The sequence below is a fragment of the Profundibacter amoris genome (genome assembly GCF_003544895.1).
GTDB classification, from domain to species: domain Bacteria; phylum Pseudomonadota; class Alphaproteobacteria; order Rhodobacterales; family Rhodobacteraceae; genus Profundibacter; species Profundibacter amoris.
Map to the genome: position 1 here is coordinate 315,274 of NZ_CP032125.1, position 16,005 is coordinate 331,278.

At 55.5% G+C, this 16,005-nt stretch carries 13 protein-coding genes; 11 read left to right on the plus strand and 2 right to left on the minus strand.

Going from position 1 to position 16,005, the window contains the following annotated elements; all coding sequences use genetic code 11:
- Positions 1-24: 24 nt before the first annotated feature.
- Both hemH and BAR1_RS01550 read right to left on the minus strand, forming a co-directional pair.
- Positions 25-1,020 (minus strand): ferrochelatase, encoded by a 996-nt coding sequence (hemH, locus tag BAR1_RS01545; protein WP_228408665.1) that lies wholly within the window; start codon positions 1,018-1,020, stop codon positions 25-27.
- Positions 1,013-1,780, minus strand: a complete 768-nt coding sequence (locus BAR1_RS01550) for a Crp/Fnr family transcriptional regulator (protein WP_118941393.1) — start codon at positions 1,778-1,780, stop codon at positions 1,013-1,015. The genes hemH and BAR1_RS01550 overlap by 8 nt, the downstream gene beginning before the upstream one ends.
- 222 nt (positions 1,781-2,002) lie before the next feature.
- Here BAR1_RS01550 and BAR1_RS01555 point away from each other — a divergent pair, with 222 nt between their 5' ends.
- From BAR1_RS01555 to BAR1_RS01595, 11 genes are all read left to right on the plus strand, one after another.
- Positions 2,003-2,305: a hypothetical protein gene (locus BAR1_RS01555; RefSeq protein ID WP_118941394.1), complete on the plus strand. Its 303-nt coding sequence runs from the start codon at positions 2,003-2,005 to the stop codon at positions 2,303-2,305.
- Positions 2,306-2,427: 122 nt separating this feature from the next.
- Positions 2,428-2,553 (plus strand): hypothetical protein, encoded by a 126-nt coding sequence (locus BAR1_RS18250; RefSeq protein WP_267128382.1) that lies wholly within the window; start codon positions 2,428-2,430, stop codon positions 2,551-2,553.
- A 37-nt stretch (positions 2,554-2,590) separates the two neighbouring features.
- Positions 2,591-2,719: a hypothetical protein gene (locus BAR1_RS18255; protein WP_267128383.1), complete on the plus strand. Its 129-nt coding sequence runs from the start codon at positions 2,591-2,593 to the stop codon at positions 2,717-2,719.
- Between the two features lie 12 nt (positions 2,720-2,731).
- Positions 2,732-4,489, plus strand: a complete 1,758-nt coding sequence (locus BAR1_RS01560) for a cytochrome ubiquinol oxidase subunit I (RefSeq protein WP_118941395.1) — start codon at positions 2,732-2,734, stop codon at positions 4,487-4,489.
- Positions 4,486-5,625, plus strand: a complete 1,140-nt coding sequence (locus tag BAR1_RS01565) for a c-type cytochrome (protein WP_118941396.1) — start codon at positions 4,486-4,488, stop codon at positions 5,623-5,625. Before BAR1_RS01560 ends, BAR1_RS01565 begins: the two co-directional genes overlap by 4 nt.
- 9 nt (positions 5,626-5,634) lie before the next feature.
- Positions 5,635-7,908: a c-type cytochrome gene (locus BAR1_RS01570; protein WP_162891629.1), complete on the plus strand. Its 2,274-nt coding sequence runs from the start codon at positions 5,635-5,637 to the stop codon at positions 7,906-7,908.
- 161 nt (positions 7,909-8,069) lie between these two features.
- Positions 8,070-9,188, plus strand: a complete 1,119-nt coding sequence (locus tag BAR1_RS01575; protein WP_118941398.1) for a cytochrome-c peroxidase — start codon at positions 8,070-8,072, stop codon at positions 9,186-9,188.
- A gap of 24 nt (positions 9,189-9,212) precedes the next feature.
- Positions 9,213-10,355 carry a cytochrome-c peroxidase gene (locus BAR1_RS01580; RefSeq protein WP_228408667.1) on the plus strand — a complete coding sequence of 381 codons (1,143 nt, stop codon included), beginning with the start codon at positions 9,213-9,215 and terminating at the stop codon, positions 10,353-10,355.
- Between the two features lie 23 nt (positions 10,356-10,378).
- Positions 10,379-10,960 carry an arsenate reductase (azurin) small subunit gene (locus BAR1_RS01585; protein ID WP_118941400.1) on the plus strand — a complete coding sequence of 194 codons (582 nt, stop codon included), beginning with the start codon at positions 10,379-10,381 and terminating at the stop codon, positions 10,958-10,960.
- A 13-nt stretch (positions 10,961-10,973) separates the two neighbouring features.
- Positions 10,974-13,652, plus strand: a complete 2,679-nt coding sequence (locus BAR1_RS01590; protein ID WP_118941401.1) for an arsenate reductase (azurin) large subunit — start codon at positions 10,974-10,976, stop codon at positions 13,650-13,652.
- A 163-nt stretch (positions 13,653-13,815) separates the two neighbouring features.
- A complete protein-coding gene (locus tag BAR1_RS01595) occupies positions 13,816-15,996 on the plus strand; it encodes a HEAT repeat domain-containing protein (RefSeq protein ID WP_162891631.1) in 2,181 nt (726 codons plus the stop codon).
- The last annotated feature ends 9 nt before the right edge of the window (positions 15,997-16,005 follow it).

Sequence of the window (16,005 nt, forward strand, 5' to 3'; positions counted from 1 at the left end):
AGAGACGATTAGTTTCGCGTCAGATCAAATCCAACCCTGAAGATTGGAATCAATTAGAGTTTTCAACATGTTGATCGAATCTGTGCTATCGTTCAGGCAGGGGATAACAGAGCAGTTTACCCCGCCCGCCTTTAGAAAAGCATCTACGGCACGGATGTGCAGTTCTTCCAGTGTTTCGATGCAGTCCGTGGCAAAACCCGGGGCAATAATTGTCAGGTTTTTAATCCCGTCACGGGCCAGCCCCACGGCTGTTTCCTCGGTATCAGGTGTTAACCATTCAGTCCGGCCCGATCGCGATTGATAGGTTAGTAGCAGTTTCCAGTCAGGGAACCCCAGTTCCTCGCGTAGCATGGCGACGGTGGCTTCGCATTGATCCTGATAGGGATCCCCCTTTTTGATGAAGTCCACAGGCAGCCCATGCAAGGATGCAATAGTGACCTCGGGTTCCCAATCCAGCGTCGCATGATGGGCACGGATACTATCGGCCAGCGCCTTGATGTGGGCGGGATGGTCGTAATAGGGGGCAACGCTGCGGATCGTGGGCTGATGGCGCATGGTTTTCAAAACGTCGAACACGTTGTCCAATGCCGTGCCGGTCGTGGCGCCGCTGTATTGCGGATAAAGCGGGAACAGCAGGATGCGGTCACAGCCCTTATCGGTCAGCCGTTGTAAAACATCGTCAATAGAGGGTTTGCCATAGCGCATGGCCCAGTCGACCACGACATTCGCTTTGCCCCCGAACATTTTCGCCAGTGCCGCCGCTTGCGAGCGGGTTACAGTTTTCAGCGGGGATTCATCCAGTTCGCGGTTCCAGATCAGATCATAGGCCCGCCCGCTGGTTTTTGGCCGTTTGCGCAGGATAATCCCGTTCAGCACCAGCCACCAGACCGGCCCGCTGGATTCGACCACACGTTTGTCGGACAGAAACTGTTTCAGGTACCGGCGCATCGAACGATAGTCCGTTGCCTCGGGGGTGCCCAGATTGATCAGCAGGATACCGGTCTTGCCGGTATCAGCCAAAGCTAAGGACTTTGAATTTGTTTTTAGATGGATGCTGGATTGCATCTGCATTTCTGTCACCATTCGCAATGCGTCGCAGGATCGGGGCCTTAAGTAGGCGGATGTTCGAGATGCCGTTGAATTTGATAATCCCGCGCTCCTCAAGATCTTTGAAACAACGGCTGACGGTTTCGGGCTGCATCCCCAGATACTCGGCCAGATCAACACGGCGCACCGGAATGACCACACTGTTTTCCGACAGGGTAATGGTCTGGCGGCGTTTGCACTCGAATATGAACGATGCCAGCTTTTCCAGTGCGTGTTTCTTGGCCAGATCGGCCGAGTGGTCAATCGCGCGGTATGTCTGTTTACGCAGATTATCCCAGACAACGCGCTGGGCGCTGGTGTTCTTTTCGATGATGGATTCAAACGCGGCAGTTGACAGGCGGCACAGGTTGACCTTGTTCAGCGCAATCAGATGGCCGCGGTTGCGGCTGGATATGCCGCGCATGTCGATGATATCGCCCTGCATGAAAAATGCGGCAATGGTTTTGCGGCCGTCCTCCAGCAGATGTTGCAGGCTAATGACGCCGGATGAAATGGCAATGATCGGCCACATAAGCAATTCTTCGGTGTCAATGCTTTCGCCCCGTTTCAGGGTGGCGGTGCGGGATTTGTTGCTCAGGCTGTCCAGCTCGTCAGACGTGATTTGCGCGCATAGGCTGCCGGCTTCGGTATAGAGCGTACAGTTCTGGCATTTAACGGCGGGAAGGGTGCTCATTTTCGGTATGTATCCTTACACATTCAGCGGCTTTCAGGACGTGCCTGGCCACCAATTTCAGCTTTGGACCCTAGAGGCGGGATGTTTCGCCAAGATTTTGAAACCGTTACATTGCATTGCGAGATGTAAAGAATTGTAACAATTGCAGGGCTGCGCTGGCGTATTGCGGGTGGATTTGTGAAACAGCATCCACTGCATTAGCTCACAGCCAGGGGAATGGATATGCACCGGATTCTGATTGTCTTTGCTTTGACCGCTGCAATTATGCTGTTCATTTTCAACAGCGCCGACTGGTATGCAAACAAATCCGCCTTGCCAAGGTTTTGTGAAAAACCGGCGCAAACTGTTGCGATTGTTGAGGAAATACTGACAAGCCCAACGCCGGGCGAAGGCAAAGAACGCCGCCCCTATATCATCGCGGCCAAGCTGATATTCCTGGTGCCCCGCGAAGAAGACGAGCCAATGCCCGATTATATGACCCGCCTGCGCAGCCGGATTTCGCAATCCTGCGGAGTGGCGTTTTAGGGCGTGGCGCTTCCACAAAACACCCGAACCTTGATGGCCATCAATTACAGAAAAACCTGACTGTGCTGTTCTGTAGCGACCTATGGAATGCGCGGGTCGCGTGAATGGAAACGGCAGGGAACATGTCTGGAAAGAACGAAAACACACTGTTGGGCAAGCTGGTTTTTACACTGACCGCTGTCGCTATGCTGTATTTTTTCTGGTGGTTGCTGCTGTACGACCACGGGATCGTTTCGATCCATCACTAGCGCGCGCTGACGGCAAAAGAACAATAAGGAAGTCCGTATGTTGGGAAACAAGTGGCTGGTATTTGTGGTGGCTCTGGTTGTCTGGGTTGCTGTTTTCTACTTCATCGACAAATCGATCATGGAAGGTCAGGGGCTGCCGGTCGGCGCTGACCTGATGCCGGTTTAGGGGGCTTTTGCTATGAAACTTTCTCATATGCTGGCCCTGTTTGCCGCCTTTGTTCTGCTTGCTTCGCCCGATCTGGTCTTTGCGGCTGCCGACGAGGCGGCCGCAGTTCTTGAAGGCGCACCGAAACCCTCGCGGCTGGATTATCCGCTGATCGGCGGTGTTAGCGGCCGCACGGTTGTCTGGAGTGCCGCGCAAATGCATCTGTTCCTTGCGGCCTTCGTTCTGGCGGTGCCACTGTTCGCTATTGCCACCGAATTCATGAGCGTTGTCACCGGCGATGACCGCTTTGACAATATGGCGCGCGAATTTATGAAAATCACCATGGCCGCCTATTCGTTGACTGCTTTGGTTGGCGGCGGCCTGTTGCTGTCGCTGCTGGTGTTCTACCCGCATTTGATGGGCTATTTGGTCAAGGTATTTCGCGGGCAGATGTTGATCTATGCGATGCTGTTCGGGCTGGAATCCATCACGCTCTATGTCTATTTTTATTCATGGGATGCCCTGCGGCGCGGCAATCGCAAGTGGTATCATATGTCGATCGGCCTGTTGCTGAACACTGTTGGCCTGACGCTGATGTTTATCGCCAACGCTTGGGTTAGTTTTATGATGTCGCCCGCTGGTGTTGACCCGACCGGCGCCGTCACCGGCACGGTATGGGAGGCCACGCGCAACCCGCTGTGGAACCCGCTGAACTTGCACCGTTTCCTTGCCAATATCGCTTATGGCGGCGCGATTGTGGGGGGCTATGCCGCTTACATGTTCCTGGCCGAAAAAGACCCCGAGAAGAAAGCGCATTACGACTGGATGGGCTATACCTCGAACTTTATTGCCATCCTTGGGTTCATCCCGCTGCCGTTCGCCGGTTACTGGCTGATGGCCGAGATTTACGCCTATTCCCAGCAAATGGGGATCACCGCAATGGGCGGGATTCTGGCGTGGCTGTTCATCATTCAGGCTGTGCTGATCGGCACGATCATGCTGGCGGCGAACTATTACCTGTGGTCGGGCCTGATGCGTACGGATCGCGGGGCGCAATATGCGAAATATGTGAAATATATCGCGGTGGTGATTGTTGGCGGTTTCCTTGTCTGGCTGACGCCGCACACGTTGATCCTGACAGCTAATGAAATCCAGAACCTTGGCGGCACGCACCATAAAATCCTTGGTCCGCTGGGGATCATGCCCGCCAAAAACACCGCTGTGAACCTGATGCTGGTCTTTACCTTCATGTCGTTTCAGTTGTTTTATCGTTCGTCCCGTATTCCGACGGTCAGCTGGGCCAAATCCGGCAATATGATTGTGGTCGCACTGTATGTTGTCGGCATTATCAACATCGTTGGCGCGGGCATCTACGGCTATATCACCCCGACGGTTTACAAGGTCGGTGCCTCGGTGCCGCAGGTGGTCAGCACGCTGACCATCATCATCGGCTCGGTTATTATCGACGTGTTCATGCTGCGCGGGGCCAAGGCCGAAAAGGTGCATTGGGGCCGCATGACCGAGCGGTCGCAATATGCGCTGTTCGTGCTGCCGGTGGCCTTTACATGGCTGATGGGCTTGATGGGTTATATCCGCTCATCGCTGCGCACAAACTGGCATGTCTATACCATCATGAAAGACAACTCGCCTGAAAACTATATCCCGACGCTGGGGGATGCGGGCAACGTGATCACCGCGATCACCCTTGGGTTCATGGCGATTATGGTCTTTGTGTTCTGGCTGTCACGGCTTGGCCAGACCAAGCAAAAGGGAACGGAGGACGCAGCATGACTTTCCTTCGCGTTATCGGTTTCAGTGTTCTGCTGCTGCTGGGGTATATGGGGTTCGCCCATATGTTGCCACAGGTGGTGCCCGATACATCCGAACCGGTCGAGGTTTCGACCGAAGGTTTGGATATGGACGGGATGATCGCCCTTGGCGAAAGTATCTTCAAAGGCAAGGGTACCTGCACCCTGTGTCACAACGGCATGGGCCGCGCGCCCGACACGCTGGAAATGGACATGGCCGCGACATATCCTTCCCGTCTGGCTGATCCGCGTTACAAAGGTGTAGCGGCTGGCAAGGAAGGGGCCAAAGCGATCGAGGATTATATCCTTGAATCGATGAAAGATCCCTCGACCTTTGTTGTCGAAGGCTTTGGTAAAAAAGGCACCAACGATACAGAATCGCCGATGCCAACCGTGGACAAGGCGCCGATCGAATTGACGGTTGTTGAAATGAATGCCGTCACAGCATTCTTGCAGGACCTTGCCGGACTGGACCCAACGGTTCCTTTGCCCAGCGCTGATGACGCGCCGGTGGCAGAAGAACCCGCCGCAGATGGTGCTGAACCCGCGCCATTACTGACATCCGGCGAAGCGATCATTGACGAATACGGCTGCGCTTCGTGTCACGATCTGGGTGGAAGCGGTGCCGACATTGGCCCGTCGCTGAATGGCATTGGTAACCGGATGGACCGCGCCACGGTGATCGAGGCCATCATTGATCCGAACGCTGTTATCGCCAAAGGCTATGATGCCGACTTTATGCCGGATGATTTTGGCGAAGCGTTGCGGGGTTCGGAGCTGTTGGTTCTGACCGATTATCTGTTGGCATTGCCCGATGCGGCCCCTGCAGCCGCTGACGACGACGAAGAACCTCTGGCCACAACGGGTCTAGAATCCATCGACAAATTCGGATGCGCCGGTTGCCACGATCTGGACGGCTCCGAAGCAGACATCGGCCCGAAACTGAACGGGATTGGCACACGGATGTCAGCGGACGAAGTAAAAGCCGCCATCATTGATCCGAACGCAACCATCGCCGAAGGGTTCGAGGCTGAAATGATGCCGGATGATTTTGCCGACCAGATGGATGACAGCGAACTGTCTCTGATTGTCGATTACCTGATGAACCTGCCTGAATAAGGGATGAATATGATGCGTTTCTTCAAACACCCCCTGTTCCTGTCGGTTCTGCTTCTGACAGTGCTTTATGTGGTTTTCGCCTATGTGCTGAACCCGCCGGTTCCGGCATCGCTGTTGATCCAGTACATGGTGATCTGCACGGTTGCAGTTTTGTTGGTGGTGACCTTCGACAACAAAATGGCAGCCCGTTTCTTTGCCCCGCTTATAGCACTGTTTGGCTCGCCAAAAATGCTGTTGCCGCGCATCGCCGCCTTTGCGGCTGTGGTGGGTGGCGTGGGTTATCTGACCTATGACATGGTGAAACCGTCGGTCACATCGCCGCTGGAACTGCGCACGGTTCACCCTGCGCCGCCCTCCAGCCTGCGGGCCTATGGCAAGACCTATGATCTGCTGAAACTGCAAAACCCGTATCGTGAACAGTTTGACGAAACCTCCGAAGATTATCAGGCGATCGTCGCCGAAGGGGCGGATCTGTACTACAAGAACTGTGTCTATTGCCACGGTGATTTGCTGAACGGCGAGGGGCATTTCGCCAAAACCTTCAACCCGCGCCCGATCAATTTTCAGGATGTCGGCATGATTGCCCAGTTGCAGGAATCCTTCCTGTTCTGGCGCATCACCAAAGGCGGGCCTGGCCTGCCACGCGAAGGCACGCCCTGGGCGTCGGCCATGCCGGTCTGGGAGGAAATGCTGCAAGAAGACGAAGTGTGGAAGATCATTTCGTTCCTTTATGATTACACCGGTTTCGAGCCGCGTTCATGGGAGCTGGAAGAGAAATCCGCCGATGCGGTTGAGCCTGCGCCGGTTGATCCCAACGCCGAACTGACCGAAGAGCAGATCGACGCGGTTTACATGAAGCGCTGTTCGCAGTGCCACGGTGTGGATGGTGATGGTTTGGGGGTTGCAGCCGACCGGATGTATCCCAAGCCGCGTGATTTCACCCTTGGCCTGTTCAAATACAAAACCACCAATTCCGATTCCGAATTTCCGACCGACGATGATCTGCGCAACTCGATCCTGAACGGTTTGACCGGCACAGCCATGCCTGCGTGGAAAGGGCTGTTGTCTGACGCCGAAGTTGACGGGCTGATCGAGAAGATCAAGGTTTTGGGTTACTGGGATGATGTTGAACCGGACGAGTTGGGGCCGATCGAGATGGGTGCAATGCCTGCCCCGACACCGGAAATGCTGGCGCTGGGCCAAAAGACATTCGAAAGTATCTGTGCGGATTGTCATGGTCTGAAAGGCCGCGGTAATATCACATCGGGCAAGCGGCTGGCGGATGATGCGGGCAACCGCATCTGGCCCCGCAATCTGACCCACCCCGAAAGCTGGCGCGTAACGCTGGATGCACAGGATGTATTCCAGCGCCTGTCGGTCGGTATTCCGTCATCGCCGATGCCGGAACACACAACGGCGCTGGATGTCGAAACCCGTTGGGCGACTGCAAACTATGTCATGACCCTGCGTGACAATGCCGTTCCGGTTTCCAAAGGGGAATCCGTGATCAAGGCTATCCGTGTCGATGGTGATCTGCCAACCGATCCGGCTGATCCGCTGTGGGATACGGCGCCGGCCATGACCTTTAACATGGGTCCGAATGTCATCAAAGAGCCGCGCCTGTTCACAACGCTGACCGAATTCGTCACCGTGCGCGCCCTCTATAATGACACGGACATCACCATGCGGGTTGATGTCGATGACCGCACCTATTCGGTTCCCGGTTCGGAACTGGAACGGGCCTATGCGATCGAAGGGGTGGAGGCCACGCGCGATGCGATTGCGGTGCAAATTCCGGCGTCTCTGTCGGGCACCAACGAAAAACCGTACTTCCGTCAGGGCGACAAAAAGAACCCCGTCAATATGTGGGTCTGGACCGCGCCTTCGGTTGAACCGGCGGCTGATGAAACCGCAGTGATTATGGATGCGACCGGTTTGGACAAAGCGCCAAAACCCCGCGAAGACAGTTCCGCCCTAAACGCCAAAGGCCAGTGGGCCGATGGACAGTGGCAGGTGGTCTTTCGCCGGCCATTGGAAACCGGTGCGGCCGGGGATCTGCAGTTTTCCGAAGGCGTCTACACACCGATTGCCTTTGCTGCATGGGACGGTGTGAATGGCGAAAAAGGCATCCGGAACAGCTTTACCACATGGTACTGGATTTTGCTGGAACCAACCGAAAACCCAACCAAAATTATGGGACTCGCGATTGCAGCAGCCCTGCTTGCCGGGTTCCTGTTCCTGATCATCGCATGGCGGGCAAGAAAGCGTTTTAGTCAACAATAGTTGGTCCAAGCGCAAACCGCGTTTCGAAAAAATTCCCGAAATAACGGAATCTTGATGGCTATCAATGACGCAGGGCACCCGCCCTGCGACGTTGTGTCCAAGACACCGTTCGGCTCGCACTCCACGAGTCGAATTTAATTTCCAATAAGAAAGGGAGATCGATGAAGATATCTCGGTTCAAAAGCGGTTCGGTAACGCTGGGGGCAGCACTGATGTGCGCCACAGTTCTTGCTGGTCCGGTAACGGCTGAAGACATGGCGCTTGGGCCTGTCGTAGGCCCCGAAATCAACGAGGCAAAAGCAGCCCTGGGCAAGCGTTTGTTCTTTGATGTGCGCCTGTCGGGCGATGCTGCTATCTCGTGTGCAACTTGCCACCAGCCAGACAAAGCCTTTTCCGATGGTCTGGCCCTGTCGCTGGCGTATCCGGGCTCCAAAGGGTTCCGTAACACACCGACGTTGGTCAACACCGCAACTGCGGCCAACTGGTTCCATGACGGGCGTCTGGGCACAAACCTGAACGACGTGACGCGTGAAAGCATCACCGAAGACTACAGCATGAACATGGATATGCGCCTGATGCAGGAACGCATCAAGCAGGATCCGGTCTATGTGGAAATGTTCGAAGCGGCCGGGTATGGCGAACCATCGAACGGATCTGTTCGTAAGGCGATCCCCGAATACCTGAATACACTGATTTCCAAAAATGCTCCGTTTGATACCGGCAGCATGTCCGAAGCCGCAACCCGTGGTCAGGCCCTGTTTGAAGGCAAAGCCGGTTGCGTAAGCTGCCACAACGGTCCGCGCCTGACGGATGATATGGCCTATAACACGGCTGTTCCGGACAATCCGGAAATCTGGTCCGACCCGATGCGCCATATGACATATGCGGCATTCGCCAGCTTTATGGGCGTTGAAAACTATATGAACGTCCGCCGTGATGTGGGTGCACAGATCATTCGCCATCCTGTTGACGGTAGTGACGTTGGCAAATTCAACACGCCAACACTGCGCGAATTGAAGTACACAGCACCCTACATGCACAATGGCATGATCGCGACGCTGGCCGATGTTGTTGCCTTCTATAACAACGGTGGCGGCGATGACGTCAACAAGGACGAGCGGATGAAACCGCTGGGCCTTTCGGATGCAGAGCAAGCCGATCTCGTTGCCTTCCTCGAAGCTCTTTCCGGTGATCCGCTCACTGGTCCCGAGTATGTCTGGGAAGACGAAATTCCAACAAACTACCCCGCCATCGAAAACTGGCGCGATGTGTCAAACTAGGACGGGAGAGGATTGATGAAAAAGATGAGAAGTACTCTTACGCTAATGGCTGGTGTGGCTGCAGTTGCAGTTTCGGCAGCCATGGTCAACGCCGGGGAAATGGGTAAGTACCCACCACTGGCACCGCTGGGTGAACCACCGATCCCGCTGGACAACAAGCAATCGGATGCCAAAGTCGAACTGGGCAAAATCCTGTTCTGGGATCCCCGCATCGGCGGTGACGCCTCGACGGCTTGTGTAACCTGCCACGAACCCGATCAGGGTTGGGCCTTTGGTGACTCGCTGTCTCGTGGGTACCCGGGCACAGTTCACTGGCGCAATTCGCAGTCCGTGATCAACACAGCCTATCTGGGTCAGTTGTTCTGGGCCGGTTCCGCCGCTTCGCTTGAAAAGCAGGCGCCAAGTGCTGCCAAAGGGGCGGTTGCCGGTAACGGCGAAAACGATGTGATGGAAACGCGCATGGCGTTCATTCCTGAATATCGTGTGCGCTTCAAAGAAGTATTCGGCACCGAGTATCCGCTGATTGGCGATGCATGGGCCGCAATTGCTGCTTTTGAACGCACCTTGATTGTGAACGATACACCTGTTGACAAATATCTGGCTGGCGACAAATCCGCCCTGTCCGAGGAGCAAGTCGCAGGCATGGAGCTGTTCAACGGCAAAGCCGGTTGTATTCAGTGTCACAACGGGGCGCAGGCCACGGATGAGAACTACTACAACCTTGGTGTTCCGCCCGCAGAGCGTTGGGAAGAAGATGGTCTGGCACAGGTCACTTTCCGTTACGAACTGTATGCCAAAGGTGTAACACAGGAAATGTATCGCAAGCTGAAGGACGATCCGGGCCTGTATTTCCGCACCAAAGAAGCGGATCATATGGGTAAATTCCGCACGCCGCCTCTGCGTTACACCGCTTACACAGCACCCTACATGCACAACGGCTCGTTCTGGGACCTGCGCGAAGTTGTAGAGTTCTATAACGCCGGTGGTGGTGAAAACGACTTCACCGATGGCACAATGGCCGCGACCAAATCCGACCTGATCAAGCCTCTGGGCCTGACCGACGAGGAAATGGATCAACTGGTTGCCTTCCTTGAGGCCTTCAGCGGCGACGAGCTGCGTGTCGATCCACCCGAATTGCCACCCTACGAAGCGCTGGCTTCCGAGTAAGCCTTCAGGAGAGGATATTTAATATGTCACAAGACCTACAAAAACCGACCGGCGAGCGCCGCAAGGAGATTGCCAAAGAAGTCGGGCACAAATGCCTGGTTTCCCGCCGTAATTTCCTGATCAGCACCGGTGTCACAACCACGATCATGATCACGATGAATCCGGGAACGCCGATGGCAGAAGAAGTGCCAGCACAGATCACCGAATTCCCGCGTAAACTGATCGCGAAAATGTCGGAACTGGAATTGGATAAACCATTCGATTTCTCCTACCCCGATGAAGGCGAACATGCCGACTCGATGATCGTCAAAATGGGCGTGAAAGCGGGCGGCGGCATTGGCGAAGGCCAGGATGTTGTCGCATTCAACTATGCCTGCACCCACCAGGGTGGTTCGCTTTATGACAGCTATAAACCCGATACGAAATCACTGGGCGCCTGCCCGCTGCACCTGTCGACCTACGACTTGACGCGCCACGGCATCCTGATTTCCGGCCAGGCTTATCAAAGCCTTCCGCAGGTTCTGCTGGAACTCGATGGTGACGATATCTACGCCACCGGAATCTTCGGCCTGATTTTCGGCCGCAAAGACAACCTGCACGGTTAAGGAGAGGAAGAACATGTCAACTCCATATTACATCCCAGACGAGAACGTCCCTCTGCCCCCGGCAGATGCGGAAGTTATCACCACGGCCTGCGATTACTGTATCGTGGCCTGTGGCTACAAAGTCTACCGTTGGCCCGTTAAGGGCGGCAAGAACGGTGGCGCAATGGCGGACCAGAACGCATTCGGCGAGGATTTCCCCGTTCAGGCGCTTGGCCCGTGGGTTGCCCCCAACCAGCACAATATCGTGCTGCATGATGGCGAACCACACCACGTTGTAATCATTCCCGACAAAGACGCCGAGTTTGTAAATACAAACGGTGACTCGTCTCTGCGCGGTGGCTGTATTGCGCAGAAGTGCTACAACCCTGAAACACCGACACGCGATCGCCTGAAATCGCCAATGATGCGGATCTATGGTCTGCTTCAGCCGGTGACATGGGACTTTGCTTTGGATATCGCTGCCGAAATCGGCAAATACGTTATCGCCAAGCACGGCACCAATGCTTATGGCGTGAAAACCTACAGCTACCAGTATATTGAAAACACATACGCAATCACCAAATATGCATTGCGTTCAATCAATACGGCGAACTTTACGTTCCACGATACACCGTCCAATGTGTCTTCGACCCCTGGTTTTCGTGATGCGGGCTTTGATAACTTCGGCGCCTCGTATCAGGACTGGAAAGACGCAGATACACTGATGATTTGCGGGACTGACCCCTACGAAACCAAGACCATCCTGTTCACACAGTGGATCATGCCGGCAATCCAGGGGGGGCAGAAAGCCATCTTCATGGTTCCACGCAGAACCGCTGGTGTTGCCTTTGCCGAGCAAAATGGCGGCCTGTGGCTTGACGTGACACCCGGCACCGATTTGCTAGTTGTGAACGCCATCGCCCGGATCATCGTTGAAAACGGCTGGCAGGACAAAGAGTGGATCGAGAAGTGGGTCAATGACAAGTGGGGTTCCTCCTCGGGCTTTGGTCAGGGCACACGGAACACACCTTGGCAGTGGCGCACCACATGGGGCAAATTCCAGACCAAAGGGTTCGAGGATTGGTCCAAGTGGCTGCTGGCTCAGGACGAGTTCAAACTGGAAGCCGCTTCTGAAGTTTCCGGCGTAGATGCTGCGAAAATTCAGCTGGCTGCCGAAATGATGGCCAAGCCCCGTGAAGACGGGTCGCGTCCGAAAACCTCGATCATGATCGAAAAAGGCTTCTACTGGTCCAACAACACAGGTAATACGCAGGCCATTTCGGCCCTTGGTATTACTGTTGGTGCTGGCGGTCGTCCCGGTCAGATGATTGGTCGCGCCGGTGGTCACCAGCGTGGTGGTGTTGGCGGTGGCGGGTATCCCCGCAACAAATCGCCAATGAAACTGCCGGGCCGTCGCCGTCGGGCACTGGATACCGATACCTACACATTGGCAGGCCATACCCGCCTTGCCCATGTAATCGGCACCACATGGATCCAGTCGATGCTGGGGTCCCAGCAACTGTCGCAGCGGTTCCATGAGCTGACCCGCGGCAACCCGCACCAGATCCAGTCGATCAACCGCGAGAAAATCCTCGAGACCCTCAAGGCGCGTGTTGATAGCGGCGGCATGGTTGTGATCAATCAGGACATCTATCTGGTCGATCCGATCGGCAACCAGTTCGCGGATATTATCTTCCCCGCCGCCACATGGGGCGAAGAAGACTTCCTGCGGGCCAACGGGGAACGTCGCGTTCGTCTGTATCAGAAGTTCTATGATGCACCGGGCGAAGCGAAACCGGATTGGTGGATCATCTCGCAGCTTGCCAAGAAGATGGGCTTCGAGGGCTTTGACTGGGAAAACTCGAACGACGTTGCAGAAGAAGCAGCCAAGTTCACTCGCGGTAGCCGCAAAGACTTTAACATGGTCAAAGTGGCAGCACATCGTGAAGGTAAAACCCTGCACGAGAAGTTCCGCGAAATGGGCACGAACGGCATTCAGGCGCCTGTGTATATGAACGACGATGGCTCCCTGATGGGCACTGTCCGGCTGCATGACACAACACGCAAACTGCCAACGAACGGGCCGACCGCGTTGAATATGTTCAACAAAAAGTTGACGCACTTCAACTCGCAAACCGGTCGCTGCAACATCCAGAAATCACCCTGGTCGCTATTCTCGGACTATTGGGAATGGATGAAACCCAAGGATGATGAACTGTGGTGCACATCCGGCCGTGCCAACGAACGCTGGCAGTCGGGCTTTGATGACACGCGTCGTCCCTATATTGTCCAGCGCTGGCCGGACAACTGGGTCGAGATCAACGAAGAAGATGCAGCCAAGCGCGGTATCGAAAGCGGTGATATGGTTCTGTTGTCAAATGACCGCGTGCCCAGCCTGAAAGACACCACACTGGGTGTCGAGGGATCCGACTATTCCTTCACAGGCCAGATGGCGAACGGCAATGTCGAGCTTTCCGAAGCTTCGGTAACGGCCGTCGCGATCGTAACGCGCGCAGTCAAGCCGGGGGTCATGTATATGGACTTCCTGCATTACAGCCAGCCAGCCAATGCTTTGGCAGGTCGGGTCGTTGACTGGATCAGCGGGAACTATAACTACAAAATGGGTGTGGCGAAAATTTCCAAGATTGGTGAATCGCCTTACAAACATAGCTTCCGTTCGATGTCCTTCGCGCCGCGCGACATCGTAATATAAGCTGACAAGGCGGGCGGCCGGCAACGGGTGCCCACCCTGACAATTGCGACAAATCGCCGACCCTCGCGAAAACGGGGGTCGGCGTCCTAATGCTTGACGCACGTCAATGCACCAAAAAACCGGAATCGCTAGGCTACCACGACTGAATGAAGGTGGTAGAACGATGAAAACCGAAGCGCGCGACAGACTAACCGAACTTCTGACCGACGGAATTGATGTGCACCGATGTGCTGCGGCGCGGGCACTGGGCAGCATGGGATTGCCTGAATCCTCGGCCCCGCTGGTCAAGGCCCTGCTTGACGAAGACCCTGATGTGCGCGCCGATGCAGCGGCCGCATTGGGACAGTTGAACGACCCTTCAACAGCCGGAAAACTGATGGAAAATCTGCTGGGTGATCCGGAATCGGATGTGAAACGCGCCGCGATCAAGGCGCTGATTGCCATGCGTTACGAACCCGTTGTTCCGTTATTGCGCAAACTGGCCGTGTCCCGTGCCGAAGAGGATGTCTATTGGGACGGCGATGAATTCTACACCTCGGGTTGGGATGCCTGGGTTGATATCCAGATGTCCGCCTTTGAGGGCTTGGCCGTGTTCGCCCCAAAAGAGGCCGTGCCGGAAATTGTTGGCGCAATGATGGATGATGAAGCGCAGGATTTGACCGAACCGGGCTTGCGGGCGCTATCACATATGGGCGAGCCGGGCGCGCATGCGATCATTGATCTATATGCCAAAGGCGACACCCGCATGTGCCGCCGTATCGTCAAGGCTGTTGGCGAATCCGACAATCCACATCTGGACGCCCTGCGCGGCGGGATGATCGCTGATGTAAAACCCGAAATCCGCCGCTTGGCACTGGAAAATCTGGAGCCATCGGATGACCGGCTTAAACCGCTTTTCGGGGACAAGGATGCAAGCGTTCGTGCCGCTGTGGTGAAACACGCCGGTTTGCAGAACGCATTGCTGCTGTGGGATCTGATCAAGGACCCCGAGCCGGAAGTGCGGGCCGAGGTGTTCCGTATTATTGCCGCCCATCCAGACAAGTTTCGCGACGAGGATCTGGAGAAAGCCATCCAGAAGGCAATCGCTGGCGAGCCCAAGGCCGCCAAACAAGCCGCTCTTGCGCTGATTGCGCTGAAAGGCCCCGAGGCTGCCAAGGGATTGCTGCATGTGTTGGGCAACAAATCCATCCCGCAGGAATTCCGTGTTGGCGTGATCGAGGCTGTTCAGGGCGCCGGTGATATCGCGGTGCCCGCATTGTTGCAGGCAGCAGGCGACGAAGATCGCCATCTGCGGCTTGCCGCCCTGACCGCTTTGGCCGAGATTGCATCGAATGATCCGAAGTGGCCGAACGATGCGGGCCTTGGTCTGATTGTCGGATTGAATGGTGATCTGGTTTTGCCACCGGAAGAACCCGAAGTGGAAGAGGTGGTCGAAGAAGAACCGCTTCCTGAAATCACCGAAGAAATTGCCAAGGAAATTGACGAGGAACTGCCGCTGGTGGCCGAAGAGCGCAAGCCGGCGACCTCGACGCTGGAGGCGATCAAATCCAACCTTCCCGATGCGCCTGCGTCCGAACCGGAAGAAGTGGTTCTGTCCGAAGAGCAGCAGCATTTCTTGGATCTGACCAAAAAGCGCAAGCATGCCAAACGCAAGATTTCCTGGGATATTGCCGCCGCCCCGCACGAAGATGTGCAGCGGTTCTCGGCGCGTTTGCTGGGCAGTGTTGTGAATGTGGAAGTGACCGAAAAACTGATCGAGGTTTTGAGCAAGGATGTTGACGAAGATGTCCTGCATGGTGCGCTGTTCTCGCTGGCGAAACATGGCGAGCAAACCGGCGCTTTGCCGGATGCGGCCCTTGCGCCATTGCAAAAACTGCTGGAAAACGACACGTCCGAAACCCGCGTGCTGGCTGCACGGGCGATGGGGTGGATCAAGGGGGCCGATATTGATGTGGCCCTACTGGACATGCTGAAAAGCACCGACCCGCTGGTTCGCGTTGAAGCCATCCGTGCGATGGATCACCGCGATCTGGCCAGCAAGGAGATGATCGACGCGCTGGATGACGAATATCTGGGCGTTGGAATTGCTGCGGCCCGCGCATTGGCGCGTTTGTATGGTGATGCATCCGTGGATGCACTGGTGTTGTTCGCAGTCAGCCATGACGGCACATATCGTCGCGATATTGGCAAATTGTTGGGGGAATTTGCCCCAAAGGCCGGTGCTGCCCGTTTGCTGGAATTGCTGGCCGATGAAAGCCAAAAGGCCCGCTGGCTGGTTGCGATAGATGCACTGGCGGAACTGTTTCAACAACAGCCTCGGGAAGAGGCATTGAAAGTCGCGTAATTATTACCC

Excerpts from the sequence above, each read along its gene's own strand:
- BAR1_RS01575 (WP_118941398.1), top strand. The coding sequence starts at position 8,070 with ATGAAGATATCTCGGTTCAAAAGCGGTTCGGTAACGCTGGGGGCAGCA.
- BAR1_RS18250 (WP_267128382.1), top strand. The coding sequence starts at position 2,428 with ATGTCTGGAAAGAACGAAAACACACTGTTGGGCAAGCTGGTTTTTACA.
- BAR1_RS01590 (WP_118941401.1), top strand. The coding sequence starts at position 10,974 with ATGTCAACTCCATATTACATCCCAGACGAGAACGTCCCTCTGCCCCCG.
- BAR1_RS01595 (WP_162891631.1), top strand. The coding sequence starts at position 13,816 with ATGAAAACCGAAGCGCGCGACAGACTAACCGAACTTCTGACCGACGGA.
- BAR1_RS01580 (WP_228408667.1), top strand. The coding sequence starts at position 9,213 with ATGAGAAGTACTCTTACGCTAATGGCTGGTGTGGCTGCAGTTGCAGTT.
- BAR1_RS01560 (WP_118941395.1), top strand. The coding sequence starts at position 2,732 with ATGAAACTTTCTCATATGCTGGCCCTGTTTGCCGCCTTTGTTCTGCTT.
- BAR1_RS01565 (WP_118941396.1), top strand. The coding sequence starts at position 4,486 with ATGACTTTCCTTCGCGTTATCGGTTTCAGTGTTCTGCTGCTGCTGGGG.
- BAR1_RS01570 (WP_162891629.1), top strand. The coding sequence starts at position 5,635 with ATGATGCGTTTCTTCAAACACCCCCTGTTCCTGTCGGTTCTGCTTCTG.
- BAR1_RS01555 (WP_118941394.1), top strand. The coding sequence starts at position 2,003 with ATGCACCGGATTCTGATTGTCTTTGCTTTGACCGCTGCAATTATGCTG.
- BAR1_RS01550 (WP_118941393.1), bottom strand. The coding sequence starts at position 1,780 with ATGAGCACCCTTCCCGCCGTTAAATGCCAGAACTGTACGCTCTATACC.
- BAR1_RS18255 (WP_267128383.1), top strand. The coding sequence starts at position 2,591 with ATGTTGGGAAACAAGTGGCTGGTATTTGTGGTGGCTCTGGTTGTCTGG.
- BAR1_RS01585 (WP_118941400.1), top strand. The coding sequence starts at position 10,379 with ATGTCACAAGACCTACAAAAACCGACCGGCGAGCGCCGCAAGGAGATT.